This window comes from Streptomyces resistomycificus, from assembly GCF_001514265.1.
Lineage (GTDB): Bacteria > Actinomycetota > Actinomycetes > Streptomycetales > Streptomycetaceae > Streptomyces > Streptomyces resistomycificus.
In genome coordinates this window covers 521,771-540,780 of record NZ_KQ948989.1, presented here as the reverse complement: position 1 = coordinate 540,780, position 19,010 = coordinate 521,771, and the positions used below count along the sequence as shown (strand labels likewise).

Below are 19,010 nucleotides of genomic sequence, written 5' to 3'. Positions count from 1 at the left end.
TGATCGCCACCGTCAGCGGAGTGGTTCTGGCGGTCCTCGCCCTCCTGGCCCATCGCAGGACCCGCTCCTGACCCGATGACTCGTATGGCGGAGCGGCGCTCGAACGCCGGCCGCTCGACCTAGGACAGCGGTGTCACCGTCACCTGGTCGACGACCGGTGCGTACGCGGAGCGTTGGCCGTACCGGTTGCGGGACTTGCCGTCGAAGTCCGGGAGTTCGTCGGCGGTGAGGGTGAGCGTGTTGGTGCCCTCCTCCAGGGTCACGGGGACCGAGAGGTTCCAGAAGTTGTTGAAGTGGAAGGTGGTCGGGAACAGGACGCGGTGCGGGGCGGCCCCGTTGACCGAGACGTCGGCGTGGCGGCAGACGGGGTCGGGGTTGTAGTGCGTGGCGGGGGCCTGCTCGCCGTTGGCGTAGCGGATCGTGAGGGCGTGGCGTCCGGCTCGTGTGGCGGTCACGGTGAGGGTGAGGGCGTTGCCCGGGCCACCGCCGATGCCCTCCACCGCCTTGCCGCCGGTGGCGTACGGGTATCCGGTCACCTTCGCGGAGCCGGTGAGGGCGCCTTCCTCGGCCGGGTACGCCGTGCTCGGCAGCAGGTCGTGGGAGGGGCCGACGCGCAGCCGGTCGACGACCAGGAGTTGCGAAGTCCCGGTGACGGTGAGCTTGTTGACGCCTCCGGCCAGGAAGAGCGGCATCGCACCCCGTACGACGGGGCCGACCGGCTCGCCGTTGACCGCGAGGAGGCCTTCGCCGGGGCCGAGGACGTCCACGTTCACGCTCGCCTCGCCGTCGTCGGCCGCGTGCACCCAGAAGGTGACCGTGCCTTCGCGCGGGAGGACGGCGGCTCCGGGGCCCGAGGCCCCGCGGTGCGCGTGGCTGACGACCGCCCCGCCGTCGAGGGACGCGTACTCGGCCTCGTAGACGGCGGTACCGTCGTCGTCGCGCAGGATGAGGTCCACCTTGTCGACGACGGCGTCGCCCTTGGTGACGCCCAGGTCGGGGTCCTGCGCGGCGAGGGTGATGCGGTGCCTGCCCGCGGACAGCTCGACCCGGGTGTCGGTGTGGCCCCACACCGCCCACTTGTAGCCGAGCGGGAGCCGCAGTTCGCGGGGTGCCTCGCCGTCCACCCGCAGGAAGACGTTGGTGGGGCCGAACTCCCGTACCAGGTCGGCCTGGTTGTAGGAGTTGGCGAAGACGCTGACCTCGTACGTCCCGTCCCGGGGGACCTCGACGTCGAAGGCGAGCACGCCGTCGGAGCCGGTGCGCAGACCGCCCACGTGGTAACCGCCCGAGGTGGCGAACCTGTCGACGTCGGACGGGGAGCCCTCGGGCCCGTTCTTCGCGTAGCCGCCGCCCGTGTAGGTGGCGTCCTCGGCCTCGTAGGTGCGCCGCCAGGCGACGGAGGCCGGCAGCAGGCGGGCTCCGTTGCCGCCGGGCGACAGGACGACCTGGTAGGCGGACATCGCGTCGAGGTCGCTCACGGACAGGGTCACCCGCCCTTCCCCGACCGGTAGTTCCTCGTCCCGCAGCCGCAAAGGCTGCGCGCCGGCGCCGACTTGGCCGGTCCAGGGGATCTCCTGGAGCCGTACGTGAACGGTCGCGCCGAAGACGTCCGGGTCGACGCCCTCGAAGACGATGTCCGCGGCGCCCGCCGCGCCGCCGAACAGCAGGCGCGCCTGCCGCTTGTCCCGGTCCAGTGCGGCGACGCCCTGAAGGGTGTACTGCACGTTGGGGCGCGGGGCGGCGACCTGGACGGTGTTGCCGGTGAGCTGCCCGTAGGCGTTGAACAGCCACCACTGCCCGTTGGCCTTGTTCGCCTCCACCGCCGAGTCGTTGAGGTTGCCTGCGATGTTCCAGTACGCCAGGTCTGCGTCGACCTTGGACTCCTCGATCGCGGAGATCCACTGCACCATCTGACCGGGCACGGAGACGTGGTAGTTGTGCGCGTACTCGTTGAGGTTGACCGGCAGCGGCCCGATACCCAACTCCCGTTCCATCTCACGATACTTGGCGACGTTCGTACGGACCTCGGCCGGTGACGAGAGTTCGTGCCAGGTGATCACGTCGGGCAGCACGTCGTGCGCCTTGGCGAACTCCAGGAAGCCCCGGACCTCGGGGTACAGGATGCTGGTGTTGGGGCCGGCGACACGGGCGTCCGGATCGAGGCCCTTGATGAGGTGGTACGCCGCCTTCCAGGCCTCGAAGTAGTGCCGCGGGTCGGTGCGCCAGGAGATCCCGTCGTGGCTCCACTCCCCCTCGCCGAACATGTTGCCCTCGGGTTCGTTGAACGGGACGTACACGACCGGGGTCCGGTCGGGGCCGAGCGTCAGGACGTGCTCGACCTGGCGGCGGACGACCTCCAGGAATCCGGCCAGCCGCTCCTCGCCCGTCGAGCCGGGCCACTCGTAGGGGAAGCCGCGGTAGAAGTCGGGGAGGTAGACGTACACGTCCCTGCCGCCGGCCGCGACGAAGGGCGGCAGGATCTCCAGGGCGTCGCCGCCGGGGTGCTGGATACCGTCCTGGGCCTTGGTGGTGACGGTACGGACGTACATGCCCTCGACGAGGGTGCGGCTGGGCACTCCGTCGCCGTACAGGCCGTAGAGCGTGCCGCTGGCGCCGCCGTGGAAGGGGCCGGTCTCGGTGCCGAGGTCGACGGTGAGGGTGTCGGGCGACGGGGTCTCGGCTGTCACGGCGTCCATCTTTCGTCCGGTATGTCGTACGCCGATCGATGATCCGAACCGGCCTGGTCGAACGTAGGAACCAGGCGCCGCTCACGTCAATGGCCTGCGGGCTTTCGAAACTTCCGGCCCGCTCAGGGGCGCGGCGCTCCGAGACGGCCCTCCAGCCTGCCGAGCAACGCGGAGAGCAGTACCGCCAGCCCGTCCTGCTCGGCCGGGTCCATGCCGGACAGGACACTGGTCTCATAGGCGAGCTGCTCGGGCAGGAGGCCGTCGACCAGATCGCGTCCGGCGTCCGTGAGGCGCAGGTGGGCGACGCGGCGGTCGCGGGTGTCGCCGCGGCGTTCGACCAGACCGCGTTCGGTCAGGGCCTTGACGCGTTTGGTGACGGCGGCGCCGGAGGAGAAGGTCTCGCGGGCCAGGTCGCCGGGGGTGAGTTCGTGACCGGTGCGGCGTAGGGCGCCCAGCAGGTCGAACTCGGGGCGGCTGAGGCCGGCCCGGCGCAGCGGGGCGTCCTCGGCCTGCTGGAGGAGTGCGGCACAGCGGTTGACGCGGCCGATGATCTCCATCGGCCCGGTGTCGAGATCGGGGTGGACGGCCTCCCACTGCCGGACCACCGTGGCGACGGTGTCGCTCCTCGTCGCGCCGGGCACGCCCGCTCCGCTGCTCGCCGTCATGGCCGTACGTCCTCCGTCGCCTGGTCCGTGGGCAGGTCCAGGTGCAGTCCCTGGCGCCGTACCGTCGCCGCGAGCGTACGGTGTCCGGACTGTTCGGCGAGCACGACCCTCTCGTGGGGCAGGGCACGCTGCCACCATTCGCCGGATGCGGCCTCGACGGTGGCACGCAGGTCGACGAGGGCGGTGGCGAGGCCGCGGCGGGCGGTTTCCAGGGACCCGGGGGCGGGGTGCGGCTCCGCGAGGAGGCGGGCGGCACGCTCGCGGGAGCGCTCGAGGTCGGTCAGCGTCTGCTCGACACGGTCGCCCGCGCGCCGGTTGGTGACGGCGACGGCCGCGACGAAGCCGACCAGGGCGCCGACGGCGGTGTCCACCATCCGCTCGGCGATCAGCAGGCCGGGCCGCTGGTACCCGGCGAACTCGGTGATGAGCAGGGCCATCGGGGTCACGCAGACGCTGCCGAGCCAGTAGTTCCGGCTGATCAGGGCCTCCGCGCCGAAGTTGAAGGCCAGGCAGCACAGGACCAGGGCCGCGGGCCCGAGGTGGGCCAGCGGTACCACGGCGGCGAAGAGAAGGACGCCGAGGAGGTTGCCGACGACACGCTGGACGCCCCGGCTCCAGGTCAGGGTGAGGTTGGCCTGGTAGAGCGAGGCGGCGGTGACCAGGGCCCAGTAGGGGCGGCCCACACCGAGCGCGAGGGAGGCGTACCCGGCGAGGGCGCAGCCGAGGGCGGTGCGGACGGCGAGCGGGGCCAGCGGGCCGAGCCGGCTCCACCACGGCCGGACGGGGGCGGCGAACTCCTCGTCCACGCCGAGGAGTTCGTCGCTCTCGGTCGGCAGCTGTCCGGTCCGCGGGACGGGACCGGTGCCGCGCAGGTCGCGTGCCCAGGCGCGCAGCCTCTCCGGGTCCGTGTCCGAGGGCGCCGCGAGGGCGACCTCGGCGCGCACGACGAGCCGTTCGAGTGAGCGCCGGGTCGCTGTGGGGGCACCGGCGGACAGCAGCGACTGCCAGGCGGCCTGCACGGCGGCGGCCGCGGCGGTACGGGCCTTGGCGTGCCCCGCGCCGGCGCCCCGGGTGACCGCGTACCCGGCCGCCGCGGTCAGGGCGTGTGCGGTGGCGCGCCGCTCGGGGCCGTGCGGCCGCAGCAGGCCGGGCGCCATGCCGACGAGCCAGGCCCAGACGCCCGCCACGGCGGCCAGCGCCAGATGGGCCGGGATCTGCCCGAGGGTCTGGGGCGCGAACAGGGCGGCGGAACTGATGAAGGTGAGGACCACGTTGCCGGGCGGGCCGACCCGGGTGGCGTCGCACAGCACCTTCTGTACGGCGGCCAGGACGGCCCCGACGGCGACCAGGACGACGGCGTCGCTCGTCAGCGCTGCCGCGAGCAGGGCCACGGCGAGGCCGCCGATCATGCCGAGGACCACCCATGCGAGGACGCGGGCCCGTGCGACGTAGGGGCGGTTGTGGGCGTAGAGCGCGCACAGGGACCCGGCCATCGTGTACATCGCCAGGTCGAGGCGGCCGAGGACCAGCAGGAGCAGGTTGGGCGGCGCGACCGCGACGACCACGCTCAGGGCGGGCTTGAACCAGATGTCGGAGGGGCGGCCGAGACGCAGTACGCCGGCCAGCGGGAGGCGGCGGACGGGCGGGGCGTCGGCGTGCGGGGCGGGGGGCGTACGGCTCATTCCGATAAGATTAGCAGGTGTTTTACTCGTAAAGCACCTACTCTCACCTGTCGTGCTCCGTCGAATGCTCCCCATGTACACCCTTGCGCTTGCTTGCGCGCCGCATGACCAGGGCATTCCTTGACCGACCGTCTAGCGGGTCGAGCGGGGAGGTGGGCGTGCACGGACCGGCTTCGCCCGGCTGGCTGCTGGTGGCGCTGTGCGCGGCGACCGGGGCGTACTGCCTGCTGCGGATGCGCAGCAGCGTCGAGGAACAGCGTCGGGCCGCGGGCGGCGAGGCGCTGATGGGCTTCGGCATGGCCGCGATGGCCGTGCCCGCGGCGGTGTTCACCCCGCCGTCGTGGGCCTGGCCCGCCTACGCCGTCGTGTTCGGCGCGGCGGCGCTGCGCGCGCTGTGGGCGGCCCGGGCGAGCGCCCACCACCTGCACCATCTCGTGGGCGCCTCGGCCATGGTCTACATGGCGGTGGTGATGGCCACCTCCCCAGGCCACCACGGCGGCGCCGGGATCCCGGCGCTGACCGGTGCGCTGCTCCTCTACTTCACCGGGTACGTGCTGCTGTCCGGCCTGCGGCTGGTGCCCGTCGCCGCCGGTGGCGGGGCCGTCGGGTGGGGCGACCGTCCTGAGGTGGCGCGGGCGTGCCGGCTGTCGATGGGGATCGGGATGCTGGGGATGCTGCTGACCCTGTGACGCGTCGGCACCGGTTGGCCGCGCGCCCGGGGGCTGGTCGCGCGTCGACACCGGTCGCGCGCCGGGCCGTGGGCGACCGTTGCCTGCGTCACTTCGCGCCACGGGCCGTACCTGCGGGGGCACGGCGCTCATAGGGTGCTCCCATGATGCTCCCCGCGGCACTGTTGCTGCTCGGCGCCCTCACGGCCGTCGTGGCCCCCCGGCTGCTGGCCCGGGCCGACTGGGCGGACCGCGAACCGGTGCTCGCCCTGTGGGTGTGGCAGTGCGTGGTGGCGGCCGTACTGGTGTGCTGCGCCCTGTCGATGACCCTCAGCGCGGCGAGTGCCTGGCAGGCGGTGCGCGGGCGGGTGTTCGCCCCGGCGCCGCGAGTCGTGGCGGAGGCGTACGCGCTCGGTACGGCCGAGCCGTGGGCCGCGACGACGGCGTTGACGCTCGCGTGCGGCGGGGTGTGGAGCGCGGTGATGCTGGTCCGTGAGGTCGCACGGGCGCGTACCCGGCGTCGGTCGCGCCGGGCCGAACTCCTGCTCCGGTCCCCGGTGTTGCCCGGCGAGGAGCCCGGCGGCCGACTCGTGGTCCTGGAGGGTGAGCGGTCCGACGCCTGGTGGCTGCCGGGCGCCACACCCCGCCTCGTCATCACGACGGCCGCGATGCGCCGCCTGAAGGGCCGGCAGCTGGACGCGCTCGTCGCCCACGAGGAGGGTCACGCGCAGGCCCGGCACGACTGGCTTCTGCACTGTTCGGCCGCGCTGGCCGGCGGTTTCCCACAGGTCCCCGTCTTCGCCGCGTTCCGCGACGAGATGCACCGGCTGGTCGAACTCGCCGCCGACGACATGGCCTCCCGCCGTTTCGGCCGGCTGACGACCGCGCTCGCCCTGGTCGAACTCAACGAGGACCGGGGCGTGTTCGGCCCCTCCCCGACCCCACAGGCCCATGTGCCGCAGCGGGTCCACCGGCTGCTCACACCCCCGGACCGCCTCACGACGGCCCGCCGAGTAAGGCTGACGGCTACGGCCGCGCTGGTGCCGGTCGTCCCGGTGCTGGTGGCGTTCGTCCCGGGGCTGCGGGCGCTGGGGTGAGGTGGTGGGCTGAGGTGGCGGGCAGAGGTAGTGGGCAGAGGTAGTGGGCAGGTGGACTGAGGTGGTGGACTGAGGTAGCGGGCTGAGGTAGTCGTCGAGGTGCCGGGCAGTCACCCCAGCCACTCCCTCACGTTGGACCACTCCCTCACGTTGAGCCACTCCCGCACTCCCAGCCACTCCCACCCCACACCCCGAAGTCCCCCACCGTCCGCACCTCACACCCCCACCCCGAAGCCACCCCGAGGTTGCCTCGATTTCGCCACGAGGTCTCCCGGAATTCGCTTCCCGCCCCTTCGTTCGGCGAGTATCTCTGCATGCACACCCCGCCCGTCGACTCCCCGCCCCGCCCGCCGGCGCACCGCCGCGCCGCCCGCGCCGCAGGCATCCTCGCGCTGTGCTCCGTGCTGCTGCTCGCGTTGGTCGCCGCCGAGTGGCGCCCTCTGTTCAGCCTGGACGGCGACATCTCCCGGACCACCCACCGCTGGGCCGTGGACGACCCGGACGTCACGCAGGCGTTCCGCATCCTGACGGACTGGGTCTGGGACCCCTGGACGATGCGCATCCTGTGCGCGGTCGTCGTGGTGTGGCTGGTGTGGCGGCGTGCGGCCTGGTGGACGGCCGGCTGGCTGGCGGCGACCTGCCTGCTGGGCAGCCTGCTCCAGCAGGCCATGAAGGCCGCCGTCGGGCGCCCGCGGCCCGTCTGGCCCGACCCGGTCGACTCGGCCCACTACAGCGCCTTCCCCTCCGGCCACGCCCTGACCGCGACGGTCGTGTGCGGCCTCCTGCTGTGGCTGCTGCGCCGTCACGGCGCCGGCCGGGTGTGGTGGCGTACGGCTCTGGCCGTGACCGTGATCTCCGTCGTCGGCGTCGGCCTGACCCGCGTGTGGCTGGGCGTGCACTGGCCCTCGGACGTGGTCGGCGGCTGGCTCCTTGGCGCGATGGTCGTGGCGCTGGCGGTGACGGTCCACAAGCGCCTGCGCCCGTGAGCACCCCCGCACGCCGCTACCCCTACGTCGGTCCGCCCGAGCTGCGGGCGGCGGCGGGGCCGCACACCGCGGCCCGGGTGCTGCGCGACACCGCCGACCTGGACGTCTGGCTGTCCGGACGCGGGGCGGCCGAGAGCGGAGAGCCGTTCACCTTCGTCGTCGCCCCGGACGGTCTGCTGCGGCTCGCGCCCCGCAGAAGCGAGCACGTGGCGTGCGCGGGCGGCGGCGAGGTCCTGGCCGCCGGCGAGATGGGCTTCGACCGTGCCTTCGGGCGCTGGACGGTCCGGGAGGTCACCAACCAGTCCACCGGCTACTGCCCCGACCTCGGTTCCTGGCACGCCGTGGCCCGCGCCCTGGACGGCCTGGGCGTCGAGCACCCCGGCGGTTTCACGCACGAGGTCGTGTTCCGGCGGTGCGAGCGGTGCCACGAGTGCTCCGTGGTGCGTGAGGGCGACTTCGTCTGTGTGTTCTGCGGCAGCGATCTTCCCTCGGCGTGGAACATCGCCTCTTAGGATCACCGCATGGCTGCTGTGTTGTTCGACTTCTCCGGAACGCTGTTTCGTATCGAGTCCACCGAGTCATGGCTGCGAGCCGTCCTGGCCGATGCCGAACTCTCCCTCCCCGACGCCGAGTTCCACCTGACCGCGCAGGCCCTGGACCGGGTGGGCGCGCTCCCCGGCGGGACCCACCCCGTCGAGCGGATCCCCGACGAGCTCGCCCATGTCTGGGAGATCCGCGACAAGAGTGCCGAGCTGCACCGGGCCGCGTACACCGGCGTCGCCCGCCAAGTACCGCTCCCCGACCCCGCGTTGTACGACCTGCTGTACGACCGGCACATGACCCCGACGGCCTGGCTGCCGTACCCGGACGCCATCGACGTGCTCCGGACGCTGCGCGAGCGCGGGATCCGCGTCGGTGTGGTCAGCAACATCGGCTGGGACCTGCGGCCGGTGTTCCGCGAGCACGGTCTCGACCCCTACGTCGACACCTACGTCCTGTCCTACGAACACGGCATCCAGAAGCCCGACGCCCGGCTGTTCGCGACCGCGTGCGCCGCGCTGGACGTCGACCCACGGGACACGCTCATGGTCGGTGACGACCGGCGGGCGGACGGCGGGGCCGCGGCCCTGGGCTGCTCGGTGCACTTCGTGGACCACCTGCCGGTGGCCGAACGGCCGGACGGGCTGCGGGCGGTGCTGGATCTGGTGGGCTGATCTCGAGGTTGCCCGGGGCCACCATCAGGGTGTGCGCGACCGTCCTGGACGATCCCCCGCGTCGTCCAGGACGGCGGCAGCCCTGACCAGGCCCTTTCGGGAACCGGTCCGGACGCCCTGAGTATAGTTGGCTGATAGCCAGTCAACGCAGGAGTTACAGCATGTCCCCGCGCAGCGCCTCGGTCAACGAAGAGTTGCGGCGGCGTTCCCGGGAGCGGCTGCTGCAGGCGGCCGTCGAGCTGGTCAGCGAGCGCGGGTACGAGGCGACGACCCTCGCAGACATCGCCGACAGGGCGGGCTCGGCGCGCGGTCTGGTGTCGTACTACTTTCCCGGCAAGCGCAGGCTCGTGCAGTCCGCCGTGCACCGGTTGATGCACCGCACGCTGGAAGAGGCGCTGGAGCGCGAGCCGCGTACGGAGGACGGCCGGGAGCGGATGGCCCGGGCCATCGACGCGATCCTGGGCCTGACGCGTGACCAGCCCGTGCTGATGCGCCAGCACATGGCCGGGATCCTGGAGGCCGAGGGCTTCGTGCAGTGTCCGGAGCAGCAGCGCCTGGGCCGGCTCCTGCGGGACACCGTGGCCCGGCACGGCTCCGAGGACGTCGAGGCGGACTACGCCGTCCTGCGCGCCTTGTTGATGGGCTCGGTGTTCGCGGCCCTGGTGCCGGGGGTGCCGATGCCGCTGCCGGTGCTGCGCGCCGAGTTGTTCAAGCGGTACCGGCTGGACCGGGAGCTGGGGTTCCCGTCGGACACCGGGCCGGCGTCCGACGGGGCGTGCGACAGCGATCTGTCACGGTTCTTCGCCACCGGGTCCGCACCGGAGTGCGGACCCGGGCCGGAGGCGGCTCAGTCGAAGTAGTCCGGCTGCGTCTGGACGTTGAGTTCGTCCAGACGGACCCGCTTCGCCGGGTCGGTACGCCGGTCGTTGATCTTCAGAACGTCGAAGCCCTTGGCGATGTCGTTCGAGTAGATGTAGCCGTTGTAGTAGTACGCCGACCAGGAGCCGGCGGTCGTGAGGCGCTCGGTGTTCACCGGCCCGCGCTCGAAGTAGGCGATCTCCTTCGGGCGGGAGGAGTCGGTGAAGTCCCAGACGGAGACGCCGCCCTGGTACCAGGCCTGGACCATGAGGTCCTTGCCCTTGACCGGGATGATCGAGCCGTTGTGGGCCACGCAGACCTCGACGTCCGCCTGGTGACGGTCGATCTTGAAGTAGCTGCGGAAGACGAGCTTGCGGTGCTCACCCCTGCCGACGATGTCGTAGATGCCGTCGGCGCCCTTGTTCGGGCCGATCTCCGCGTTGCAGGTGGCCGCTCCGCCGCCGCCCAGCTCGTCGGTGAACACGATCTTGTCGGCCTTCTGGTTGAAGGTCGCCGAGTGCCAGAAGGCGAAGTTCACGTTGTCCTGCACCCGGTCGATGACCTTCGGGTTCTCCGGGTCCTTGATGGAGAAGAGAATGCCGTCGCCCATGCAGGCGCCCGCGGCCAGGTCCTTCGACGGCAGCACGGTGATGTCGTGGCAGCCGGTGGTCTTGGAGACGCCCGGGTTGGTCGGGCCGCCCGGGTTGCCACCGCCGTCCGGGCCCTCACCGGGGAAGAGCACCGGGAAGCCCACGACCGCCGCCTTCTCGGGAGCCTTGCGCGGCACCTTGATCACGGAGATGCCGTCGTGCGGCGGCTTGCAGTCCGGGTAGGTGGCGTTCGGCGAGTACGAGGAGACGTAGACGTAGACGTTGCGCCGCTCGGGCACCAGCGTGTGGGTGTGCGAACCGCAGGCGGTCTCGACGGCGGCGACGTACTTCGGGTTCCTCTTGTCGCTGATGTCGAAGACCTTCATGCCCTCCCACGACGACTTCTCGGTCGCGGGCTGCGAGGTGCTGTTGCAACTGCTGTCGCTGCGCGAGGAGTCGGTGGACAGGAAGAGCAGGTCGCCGGAGACGGATATGTCGTTCTGCGAGCCCGGGCACAGGACCTGCGAGACGGTCTTCGGCGCCTTCGGGTTGCTGATGTCGAAGATGCGGAAGCCGTCGTAGTTGCCGGAGAAGGCGTACTTCCCCTGGAAGGCGAGGTCCGAATTGGTGCCGGGCAGCACGTCCTTGGGGATGTTGACGACGTGCTCGATGTTGGCGGAGTGGACGATCTCGTCCTGGCCCGGTATCTCGCCTCCGGCGATCGCCGCGCGGACCTCCGCCTCGGTACTCCTGGACACCTCCTCGCTCGTGGCCGGCGCGTCCCCGGGGTCGGGGGTCGCGACGGCCGGGCCGGCCGTCAGCAGCGCGGCCAGCAGGCCGACCGCCGTGGCGGCAACACCCAGGCGTCTGTGACGCGTTCGGGGTTCGTTCAACAGGATCACTGTGTTTCCTCCCTGGCGCCGTTCGTGTGGGAACGGTTCACGCACCACCGAAGTATCGTCTTCACCATGCACATATCAACAGGGGGCAACGAACATGTAATGAAGGTTTTTGATCAGCCACGCGCCCGAGCGTGCTAGGACGGTCCTCGACACTCACGAGGTGTCACCCACCACGCCTGCCACAGGAGGTCGTTGTGCCCTTCCGCCGTGCGTACCGCGCGCCCCTCGTCACGGTCTCGCTCGCCGCCCTGGCCGTACTCGGCCTCGGGGGCTGCGACTCCGGTTCGGACGCGAAGCCGGCCGGGGCGACCGGCCCCTCCGTGCTCGTACCCGGCAAGCCCGGCGAGGCGAACCGCACGATGTCCGCCGAGGACGCCGCACGGCAGCGCAGCGACGACGACACCCCCAACTCGGCCGACATCGCCTACGCGCGGATGATGATCGAACACCACGCCCAGGCCCTGGAGATGACCCGGCTGGTCCCCCGGCGCGCCGAGTCGTCGAAGCTCGAGAAGCTCGCCGAGCGGATCGCGTCCGCCCAGGGGCCGGAGATCGAGAGCATGCGGGCCTGGCTGGCGGAGCACGGCGAGGACGAGAAGGGCGACGGCCACGAGCACGCCACCATGCCCGGCATGGCGAGCGAGGCCCAGCTGAAGAAGCTGGACGCGGCCGACGGCAGGCAGTTCGACGAACTCTTCCTCAAGCTGATGATCACTCATCACGAGGGCGCGATCACGATGGCGACGGACGTGAAGGCACACGGCAACAACATCCGGATCGAGGAGATGGCCGACGACGTGGTCGCTCAGCAGACCAGCGAGATCACGCGGATGCGCGCCATGCAGTGACCCTCCCGCCCACCGGCCGGCGTACTCAGCGCCGCGCGTGACGCGGCGTCAGATATCCCGCGTCGCGCGCCTGGGCGATGAGACGGAGCGACTTGCGACGGCTGTGCCCGGTCGCGCACATCACGGCGAGAACGGGGTCCACGCCCCCTTCCTGGGCCGCCCGGTACTCCTGGGCGACGAGCCACCGCCCCTCGGTGCCCCGCGGCCACGGCGGGCGGGCGCGGCGTGAGGTCCCCTCGGGCGCGGTTGCCGGTCCGACGCCCGCGGCCTCGGCGAGCGGACCCTCGATCCAGTCCGCCAGCGTCGCCAGGTCGTCGAGGGACAGCGCCGGCTGGGCCCGTACGTCCTCCAGGGAGACGCCCCCCTCGCACACCACGGCGAGCACGTGGACCCGGGCACCGTCACCGAACTCCAGCCGGACGTCGAACCACGAGGTCGAGACCCCACCCTCCTGCACTTCCCACGCGGGCCACACGGACACGGCGCCGTCCGCCGGACAGCGATCGGAAAGATTAAGAAAGGATGCTTCTAGCACACACGCAACGTAACCGCATGATCACATTCCATACGAACGGACACGCCTGCCTCTCCCCCGCACGGCCCCTGTCAGCGGAGCCTCCGCGGTGCGATGCTGGAGGTGAGAGCGATCTCCCGTCGACCCCGCAGGTCCCCCGGTGAGGAGTTCCGCCGTGCTGCATGTCGCCGTCATCGGCTCAGGGCCGAGCGGGTGCTACACCGCCCAGAGCCTCGTTCAGCAGGACCCGGACGTGCTCGTCGACGTACTGGACCGGCTGCCGTGCCCGTACGGCCTGGTGCGGTACGGGGTGGCGCCGGACCACGAGAAGATCAAGTCGCTGCAGGGCAGTCTGCGCACGGTCCTGGAGCACGAACGGGTGCGCTTCCTCGGGGGCGTCCAGGTCGGCCCCGGAGGTGTGCCGGCCGCGCGGCTGCGGGAGCTGTACCACGCCGTCGTGTACTGCGTGGGCGCCGCCACCGACCGGCACCTGGGCATTCCCGGTGAGGACCTGCCGGGCAGCTGGTCGGCGACGGAGTTCGTGTCCTGGTACAGCGCGCATCCCGACTCCGCCGCCGACGGTTTCGTGGTCGGCGCCCGGTCGGCGGTGGTCATCGGTTTGGGGAACGTCGCCGTGGACGTCACCCGGATGCTGGCCCGGGGCCTCGCGGAGCTGAGCCCCACCGACATGCCGCAGGCGGCGCTCGCCGCGCTGGCCGCGAGCCAGGTGACGGAGGTCCACATGGTGGGGCGGCGCGGCCCCTCCCAGGCCCGTTTCACCACCAAGGAGCTGCGCGAGCTGGGCACCCTGCCCGGCACCGATGTCGCCGTCGATCCGGCCGAGTTGGCCCTGGACCCGGCCTGCGCCGACCCCTCCGGGCTGCCCGCCGCGCAGCGCCGGAACGTGGAGGTGCTGCGCGGCTGGTCGGAGTGTGCGCCCGGCGACCCGGCACCTCACCGGATTCAGCTCCGGTTCTTCCTGCGGCCCGTCGAACTGCTCCCCGACGCGGGGCGCGTGGGCGCGGTGCGGTTCGAGCGGACGGTGCCCGACGGGCTGGGCGGAGTGACGGGCACCGGCGTGTTCGAGGAGGTCGAGGCGCAGCTGGTGCTGCGCTCCGTGGGCTATCGCGGCGTACCGCTGGAAGGGTTGCCGTTCGATCCGGCGAGCGGCACGGTGCCGCATTCGGCCGGACGGGTGCTGCGTGACGGTGTCGTCGCGCGGGGCGAGTACGTGGCGGGCTGGATCAAGCGGGGCCCGACGGGCGTGATCGGCACCAACCGGCCGTGCGCCAAGGAGACGGTGATCTCCCTGCTGGAGGACGCCCCGGTCCTCGCGCACAGGAGACTTCCCGGCGAACCGCTCGCGGCGCTGCGGGCCGACGGGACCCGGCCGGTCGAGTGGGCGGGGTGGCAGGCGATCGAGCGGGCGGAGGCGGAACTCGGGGCCTCGCTGGGGCGCGGCGTGGTCAAGCTGCCGGACTGGCCATCGCTGCTGGCGGCGGCGCGGTCGGCCACCTCTTAGCGGGCTTCGCCGGCCATCGGGTGGGCAGGACACACATCGGCAACAGCGTCGAAATCAACAAACTGTTCAAGGCCCTTACGGTCTCGTTCAGTTCGCAGGTTCCCCGCCACCCGCCGCTCTGGAGTGCCCATGGCAACGACCTCACCCGTGCATCCCGTCGACGAGGTCCCACCCGTCCGGCAACTGGCCGCCTTCGGCCTCCAGCACGTCCTCGCGATGTACGCCGGCGCGGTGGCCGTGCCGTTGATCGTCGGCGGTGCGATGAAGCTGTCCGCCGCGGACCTGGCGTATCTGATCACCGCCGACCTGTTGGTGTGCGGGATCGCCACCCTCATCCAGTGCGTCGGGTTCTGGCGGTTCGGGGTACGGCTGCCGATCATGCAGGGCTGTACGTTCGCGGCCGTGTCGCCGATGGTTCTGATCGGCACGACGGGCGGCGGACTCCCCGCGATCTACGGCTCGGTCATCGTCGCGGGGCTCGCGATCGTGCTGCTGGCCCCGGTCTTCGGCAGGCTGCTGCGGTTCTTCCCGCCGCTGGTGACGGGCACGGTCATCCTGATCATCGGCATCTCGCTGCTGCCGGTCGCGGGCAACTGGGTCGCCGGCGGGGCCGGGGCCGAGGACTTCGGGAAGCCGAGGAACATCGCCCTGGCCGCCTTCGTGCTCGCCGTGGTGCTGGGTGTCCAGCGGTTCGCGCCGGTGTTCCTGAGCCGGATCGCAGTGCTGATCGGCATCGTGGTGGGCCTGGCGGTCGCCGTACCCTTCGGCTTCACGGACTTCGGCGGGGTCAAGGAGGCCGACTGGGTCGGCATCAGCACGCCGTTCCACTTCGGCGCGCCCACCTTCGAGGCCTCGGCGATCATCTCGATGCTGGTGGTGGCGCTGGTGACGATGACCGAGACGACCGGCGACCTGATCGCGGTCGGCGAGATGACCGACCGGAAGGTGGAGCCGCGCTCCCTGTCGGACGGCCTGCGCGCCGACGGCCTGTCCACGGTGCTCGGCGGAGTCTTCAACACCTTCCCCTACACGGCGTACGCGCAGAACGTCGGCCTCGTCGGCATGACCCGGGTACGCAGCCGCTGGGTGGTCGCCGCCGCGGGCGGCATCCTCGTTCTGTTGGGTCTGCTCCCCAAGCTGGGCGCGGTGGTCGCGGCGGTGCCGGCGCCGGTGCTCGGCGGTGCAGGTCTGGTGATGTTCGGGACGGTCGCGGCGAGCGGCCTGCGGACTCTGGCCCAGGTGGACTTCAGGGGCAACGACAACCTGACGGTGGTGGCGGTCTCGGTCGCCATGGGCGTGCTGCCGGTCGGCGTGCCGACGATCTACGAGGGGTTCCCGGACTGGTTCCGGACGGTGATGAACAGCGGCATCAGCGCGGGCTGCCTCACGGCGATCGTGCTCAACCTGCTCTACAACCACCTGCCGGGCAGGAGGCGTTCAGACTCCGACGCGGGCGGCCTGCCGGGCGGCGGCGTCGAGGAGGGCGTCGAGAAGTCCCGGGAACAGGCCGTCTAGGTCGTCCCGGCGCAGCCCGTTCATCTTGGCCGTGCCCCGGTAGATCTGCCGGATCACCCCGGCCTCCCGCAGCACCCGGAAGTGGTGCGTGGTCGTGGACTTGGTGACGGGCAGGTCGAAGCGCGAACAGGAGAGCTCGTCGCCGACCGCGGCGAGCTCTCGCACGATCCTGAGCCGCATCGGGTCCGACAGCGCGTGCAGCACAGATTCCAGCCGGATCTCCTCGCGCGCCGGATGCGGAAGGTCACGACTGCTGACGACGGGGGAGGTCACGGCTGCTCCACAGGCTCTCGGGGCGTCCCATTGTACGAGAGGTCTCGTAGTTTGACACTTCCCGTACTACGATGCCTATCGTACGAGTCGTCCATCGGCACCGCGACGATTGGAGCAGCTCTCCATGAGCTCCCTCTTCCAGCCCCTCAGCCTGCGTGACGTGACCATCCCGAACCGGGTCTGGATGCCCCCGATGTGCCAGTACTCGGCGGCGCCCCAGGGGCCGGAGACGGGCGCCCCGAACGACTGGCACCTGGCGCACTACGCGGCACGCGCGGCCGGCGGCACGGGCCTGATCATCGTCGAGGCCACCGGCGTCAGCCCCGAGGGCCGGATCTCCCCGTACGACCTCGGCATCTGGAACGACACCCAGGCCGAGGCGTTCCGCCGGATCACCCGCTTCCTGGTGTCCCAGGGCACCGTGCCCGGCATCCAGCTCGCCCACGCCGGCCGCAAGGCCTCCACCGACCGGCCCTGGACCGGGGGCGCGCCGCTCGGGCCGGACGCCGACGGCTGGCAGCCGCTGGCGCCGAGCCCGGTGGCGTTCGACGAGAGGCACCCGGTACCCACCGAACTGACGGCCCCGCAGATCCACGAGGTCGTCGGCCAGTTCGCGGACGCGGCCCGCCGTGCTCTCGCCGCCGGCTTCGAGGTCGCCGAGATCCACGGGGCGCACGGTTACCTGATCGGCAACTTCCTCTCCCCGCACTCCAACCACCGCACCGACGAGTACGGCGGCTCGTATGAGAACCGCACCCGTTTCGCCCTCGAGGTCGTCGACGCCGTACGGGAGGTCTGGCCGGACGACAAGCCGCTGTTCTTCCGCGTCTCGGCGACGGACTGGCTGGAGGAGGGCGGCTGGACGGCGGACGACACGGTCCGCTTCGCCCGCGACCTCAAGGCCCACGGCATCGACCTCCTCGACGTCTCCACCGGCGGCAACGCCTCCGGCGTCCGCATCCCGACCGGCCCGGGCTACCAGGTGCCCTTCGCCGCGCGGGTGAAGGCCGAGACGTCCCTGCCGGTCGCCGCGGTCGGCCTCATCACCGACCCCGGGCAGGCCGCGAAGATCCTGGCGAACGACGAGGCCGACGCCGTACTGCTGGGCCGCGAACTCCTGCGCGACCCGTCGTGGGCGCGGCACGCGGCACGCGAGCTGGGCGGGGACGTGCACGTTCCGGACCAGTACCACCGGTCGGTCTGAGCGCACGAGGTTCCGTGCCGCGGCGCGACCGCACGACGGCGCGGCGCGACCGCACGACGGCCGGGCAGTTACCCCGTCCGCCGTGCGTCCCGCCGTGACATCAGCCCGTGCAGGCCGTCCCGTTGAGCTTGAACGCGGTGGGGGCCGCGCTGTTGCCGGAGTGGTTCGCCTGGTAGCCGACACTGACGCTCGCGTTCGGGGCGAGCGTGCCGTTGTACGAGGCGTTGGTGGCCGTGACCGACCCGGAGGCCGGCGCGTAGGTGGCGCCCCAGCCGTTGGTGATGCTCTGGCCGGCGGGCAGGGTGAAGCCGAGCTGCCAGCCGTTGATCGAGGTCGTACCGGTGTTGGTGATCGTGACCGAGGCGGTGAGGCCCGTGCTCCAGGCGCTGGTGCTCGCGGTCACCTTGCAGGCGCCGGGCTGCGGTTGCGGCGCGGGCCCCGAGCTGTCCAGGCCGAAGAAGGTGAGGGCGCGGGCCGCCATGCCGTTGGTGTAGAGGTTGTGGCCGACACCCTGGAGGCTGATCGCCTCCACGGGGGCCCGGTCACCGGTGGCGCCGTAGCGGGTGCGGGTCCAGCCGGAGACGGGAGTGTCGGTGGCGGCCGGGGTCTGGCTGACACCGAGCACGTTCGTCCACTGTTTGACCTCCTCCCCGAAGTTGGGGTAGCGCAGGACGTCGTCCTGGGTGCCGTGCCACACCTGCATGCGGGGCCGGGTGCCGGTGTAGCCGGGGTAGGCGGCGCGGACCAGGGCGCCCCACTCCTGCGGGGTGTGGGTCACGGTGCCGCCCGAGCACGCGCTGTTCCACTCGGAGCCGTCGGTGGTGGCGAAGCAGCCGAACGGCACTCCGGCGAAGGCGGCGCCCGCCGCGAACACGTCGGGGTAGTCGCCCAGCAGGACGTTGGTCATCATCGCGCCGGAGGAGATGCCGGTGGCGAAGATCCGGCCGGTGTCGGCGGAGTAGGTGCGGGTGACCCAGTCGACCATCGACTTGATGCCGACGGGATCGCTGCCGCCGCCACGCTTCAGCGCCTGCGGCGAGGAGACGTCGAAGCACTTGCTGGCCCGGGTGACGGACGGGTAGACCACGACGAATCCGTAGCGGTCGGCCAGCGAGGCCCACTCGGTGCCCTGGTACATGGCAGGCCCCGAGCCGGTGCAGTAGTGCACGGCCACCACGACCGCCGGGTTGGCGGTGACGCTGTCCGGCACGTACAGGTACATCTGGAGGTTGCTGGGGTTGGCGCCGAAGCCGGTGACCTCGGTGAGCGCCGCGGTGGGGGCCGCGGCGGTCCGCGCGGGGCGGGCCGAGGCCGTGGGCGCGGCAAGGATGGTCGTCGCGAGCAACGGCACCAGTGCCGCGAACAGCGTCACGAGCACCGAACGCAGCGCTCTCCTAGCGGTGTTGCCGGGGATCGTGGGCACGTCCTCGTCCCTTTCTGATCGCGACTCGGGGACCTCGTGCTCGGGTGGTTCAGCAGGAGGAGTTCGTCTGGGTCAACAACACGCGTCCGTCCGGACGGCCCCAAAACCCGCGGCGGCCCGCCCCGGGGGCGACAGCCGCCAGGCCGGCGGCCACCAGCGCGAGCACCGGGCCGCTGACGAACGTACGCGTGCGTGGAGTCGTCATCGACCGGCCTCTCACGGAAGGAAGCGTCCGCGGAGCATCGTGGCATGCACATGGCTGACGTGGAAGCGCTCCCACGCTTCGAAAGAATTCGCTCCCGAGTTCACAGGGTGGCCGAATGTGTTCTGCGCAAAGCGTTGACTAGAAAGCGCTTGCCCCC

At 71.7% G+C, this 19,010-nt stretch carries 17 protein-coding genes; 10 read left to right on the top strand and 7 right to left on the bottom strand.

The features are described from left to right. Positions 1-119: 119 nt before the first annotated feature. The 3 genes from AQJ84_RS07520 to AQJ84_RS07510 all read right to left on the bottom strand — a co-directional run bounded on the left by AQJ84_RS07520 (position 120) and on the right by AQJ84_RS07510 (position 5,034). Positions 120-2,696 carry a cellulosome protein gene (locus AQJ84_RS07520; protein WP_030045015.1) on the bottom strand — a complete coding sequence of 859 codons (2,577 nt, stop codon included), beginning with the start codon at positions 2,694-2,696 and terminating at the stop codon, positions 120-122. Positions 2,697-2,809: 113 nt separating this feature from the next. After that, positions 2,810-3,352, bottom strand: coding sequence for a MarR family winged helix-turn-helix transcriptional regulator (locus AQJ84_RS07515; protein WP_030045014.1), 543 nt, complete (start codon positions 3,350-3,352; stop codon positions 2,810-2,812). Continuing rightward, positions 3,349-5,034, bottom strand: coding sequence for an FUSC family protein (locus AQJ84_RS07510; protein WP_030045013.1), 1,686 nt, complete (start codon positions 5,032-5,034; stop codon positions 3,349-3,351). The genes AQJ84_RS07515 and AQJ84_RS07510 overlap by 4 nt, the downstream gene beginning before the upstream one ends. Before the next feature lie 158 nt (positions 5,035-5,192). Between AQJ84_RS07510 and AQJ84_RS07505 the strand changes: the two genes are divergently transcribed. From AQJ84_RS07505 to AQJ84_RS07480, 6 genes are all read left to right on the top strand, one after another. Next, a complete protein-coding gene (locus tag AQJ84_RS07505) occupies positions 5,193-5,723 on the top strand; it encodes a DUF5134 domain-containing protein (protein ID WP_053190618.1) in 531 nt (176 codons plus the stop codon). A gap of 143 nt (positions 5,724-5,866) precedes the next feature. Then, positions 5,867-6,799: a M56 family metallopeptidase gene (locus AQJ84_RS07500; protein WP_053190616.1), complete on the top strand. Its 933-nt coding sequence runs from the start codon at positions 5,867-5,869 to the stop codon at positions 6,797-6,799. A gap of 314 nt (positions 6,800-7,113) precedes the next feature. Then, a complete protein-coding gene (locus AQJ84_RS07495) occupies positions 7,114-7,785 on the top strand; it encodes a phosphatase PAP2 family protein (protein WP_030045008.1) in 672 nt (223 codons plus the stop codon). Then, positions 7,782-8,297 carry a hypothetical protein gene (locus tag AQJ84_RS07490; RefSeq protein ID WP_030045007.1) on the top strand — a complete coding sequence of 172 codons (516 nt, stop codon included), beginning with the start codon at positions 7,782-7,784 and terminating at the stop codon, positions 8,295-8,297. The genes AQJ84_RS07495 and AQJ84_RS07490 overlap by 4 nt, the downstream gene beginning before the upstream one ends. A 9-nt stretch (positions 8,298-8,306) precedes the next feature. Then, entirely contained in the window at positions 8,307-8,999 is a 693-nt protein-coding gene (locus AQJ84_RS07485) for an HAD family hydrolase (RefSeq protein ID WP_030045006.1), read from the top strand. 161 nt (positions 9,000-9,160) lie between these two features. Further along, a complete protein-coding gene (locus tag AQJ84_RS07480) occupies positions 9,161-9,859 on the top strand; it encodes a TetR/AcrR family transcriptional regulator (protein WP_030045005.1) in 699 nt (232 codons plus the stop codon). On the opposite strand, the gene AQJ84_RS07475 is transcribed toward AQJ84_RS07480, so the two are convergent. Next, the gene (locus AQJ84_RS07475; protein ID WP_030045004.1) at positions 9,847-11,349 is read right to left on the bottom strand and encodes an LVIVD repeat-containing protein; all 1,503 of its coding nucleotides are present in this window, start codon (positions 11,347-11,349) and stop codon (positions 9,847-9,849) included. The two genes, AQJ84_RS07480 and AQJ84_RS07475, sit on opposite strands and share 13 nt — an antisense overlap. A 194-nt stretch (positions 11,350-11,543) precedes the next feature. Between AQJ84_RS07475 and AQJ84_RS07470 the strand changes: the two genes are divergently transcribed. Beyond that, positions 11,544-12,197 (top strand): DUF305 domain-containing protein, encoded by a 654-nt coding sequence (locus AQJ84_RS07470; protein ID WP_030045003.1) that lies wholly within the window; start codon positions 11,544-11,546, stop codon positions 12,195-12,197. A gap of 25 nt (positions 12,198-12,222) precedes the next feature. Here the strand turns inward: AQJ84_RS07470 and AQJ84_RS07465 are convergent, their stop codons facing one another. Then, positions 12,223-12,678: a DUF6214 family protein gene (locus AQJ84_RS07465; protein WP_053193546.1), complete on the bottom strand. Its 456-nt coding sequence runs from the start codon at positions 12,676-12,678 to the stop codon at positions 12,223-12,225. Between the two features lie 208 nt (positions 12,679-12,886). Between AQJ84_RS07465 and AQJ84_RS07460 the strand changes: the two genes are divergently transcribed. Beyond that, the gene (locus tag AQJ84_RS07460; protein ID WP_030045001.1) at positions 12,887-14,233 is read left to right on the top strand and encodes an FAD-dependent oxidoreductase; all 1,347 of its coding nucleotides are present in this window, start codon (positions 12,887-12,889) and stop codon (positions 14,231-14,233) included. Positions 14,234-14,362: 129 nt separating this feature from the next. Then, positions 14,363-15,748, top strand: coding sequence for a nucleobase:cation symporter-2 family protein (locus tag AQJ84_RS07455; protein WP_053193544.1), 1,386 nt, complete (start codon positions 14,363-14,365; stop codon positions 15,746-15,748). Here AQJ84_RS07455 and AQJ84_RS07450 read toward each other — a convergent pair. Continuing rightward, positions 15,671-16,021, bottom strand: coding sequence for an ArsR/SmtB family transcription factor (locus AQJ84_RS07450; RefSeq protein WP_030045000.1), 351 nt, complete (start codon positions 16,019-16,021; stop codon positions 15,671-15,673). The two genes, AQJ84_RS07455 and AQJ84_RS07450, sit on opposite strands and share 78 nt — an antisense overlap. 124 nt (positions 16,022-16,145) lie before the next feature. Between AQJ84_RS07450 and AQJ84_RS07445 the strand changes: the two genes are divergently transcribed. Further along, positions 16,146-17,225, top strand: coding sequence for an NADH:flavin oxidoreductase/NADH oxidase (locus AQJ84_RS07445; protein ID WP_053193541.1), 1,080 nt, complete (start codon positions 16,146-16,148; stop codon positions 17,223-17,225). Positions 17,226-17,325: 100 nt separating this feature from the next. Here AQJ84_RS07445 and AQJ84_RS07440 read toward each other — a convergent pair whose 3' ends face one another. Beyond that, on the bottom strand, positions 17,326-18,639 hold the full coding sequence (locus AQJ84_RS07440; RefSeq protein ID WP_374935445.1) for an extracellular catalytic domain type 1 short-chain-length polyhydroxyalkanoate depolymerase: 1,314 nt from the start codon (positions 18,637-18,639) through the stop codon (positions 17,326-17,328). Positions 18,640-19,010: the final 371 nt, after the last annotated feature.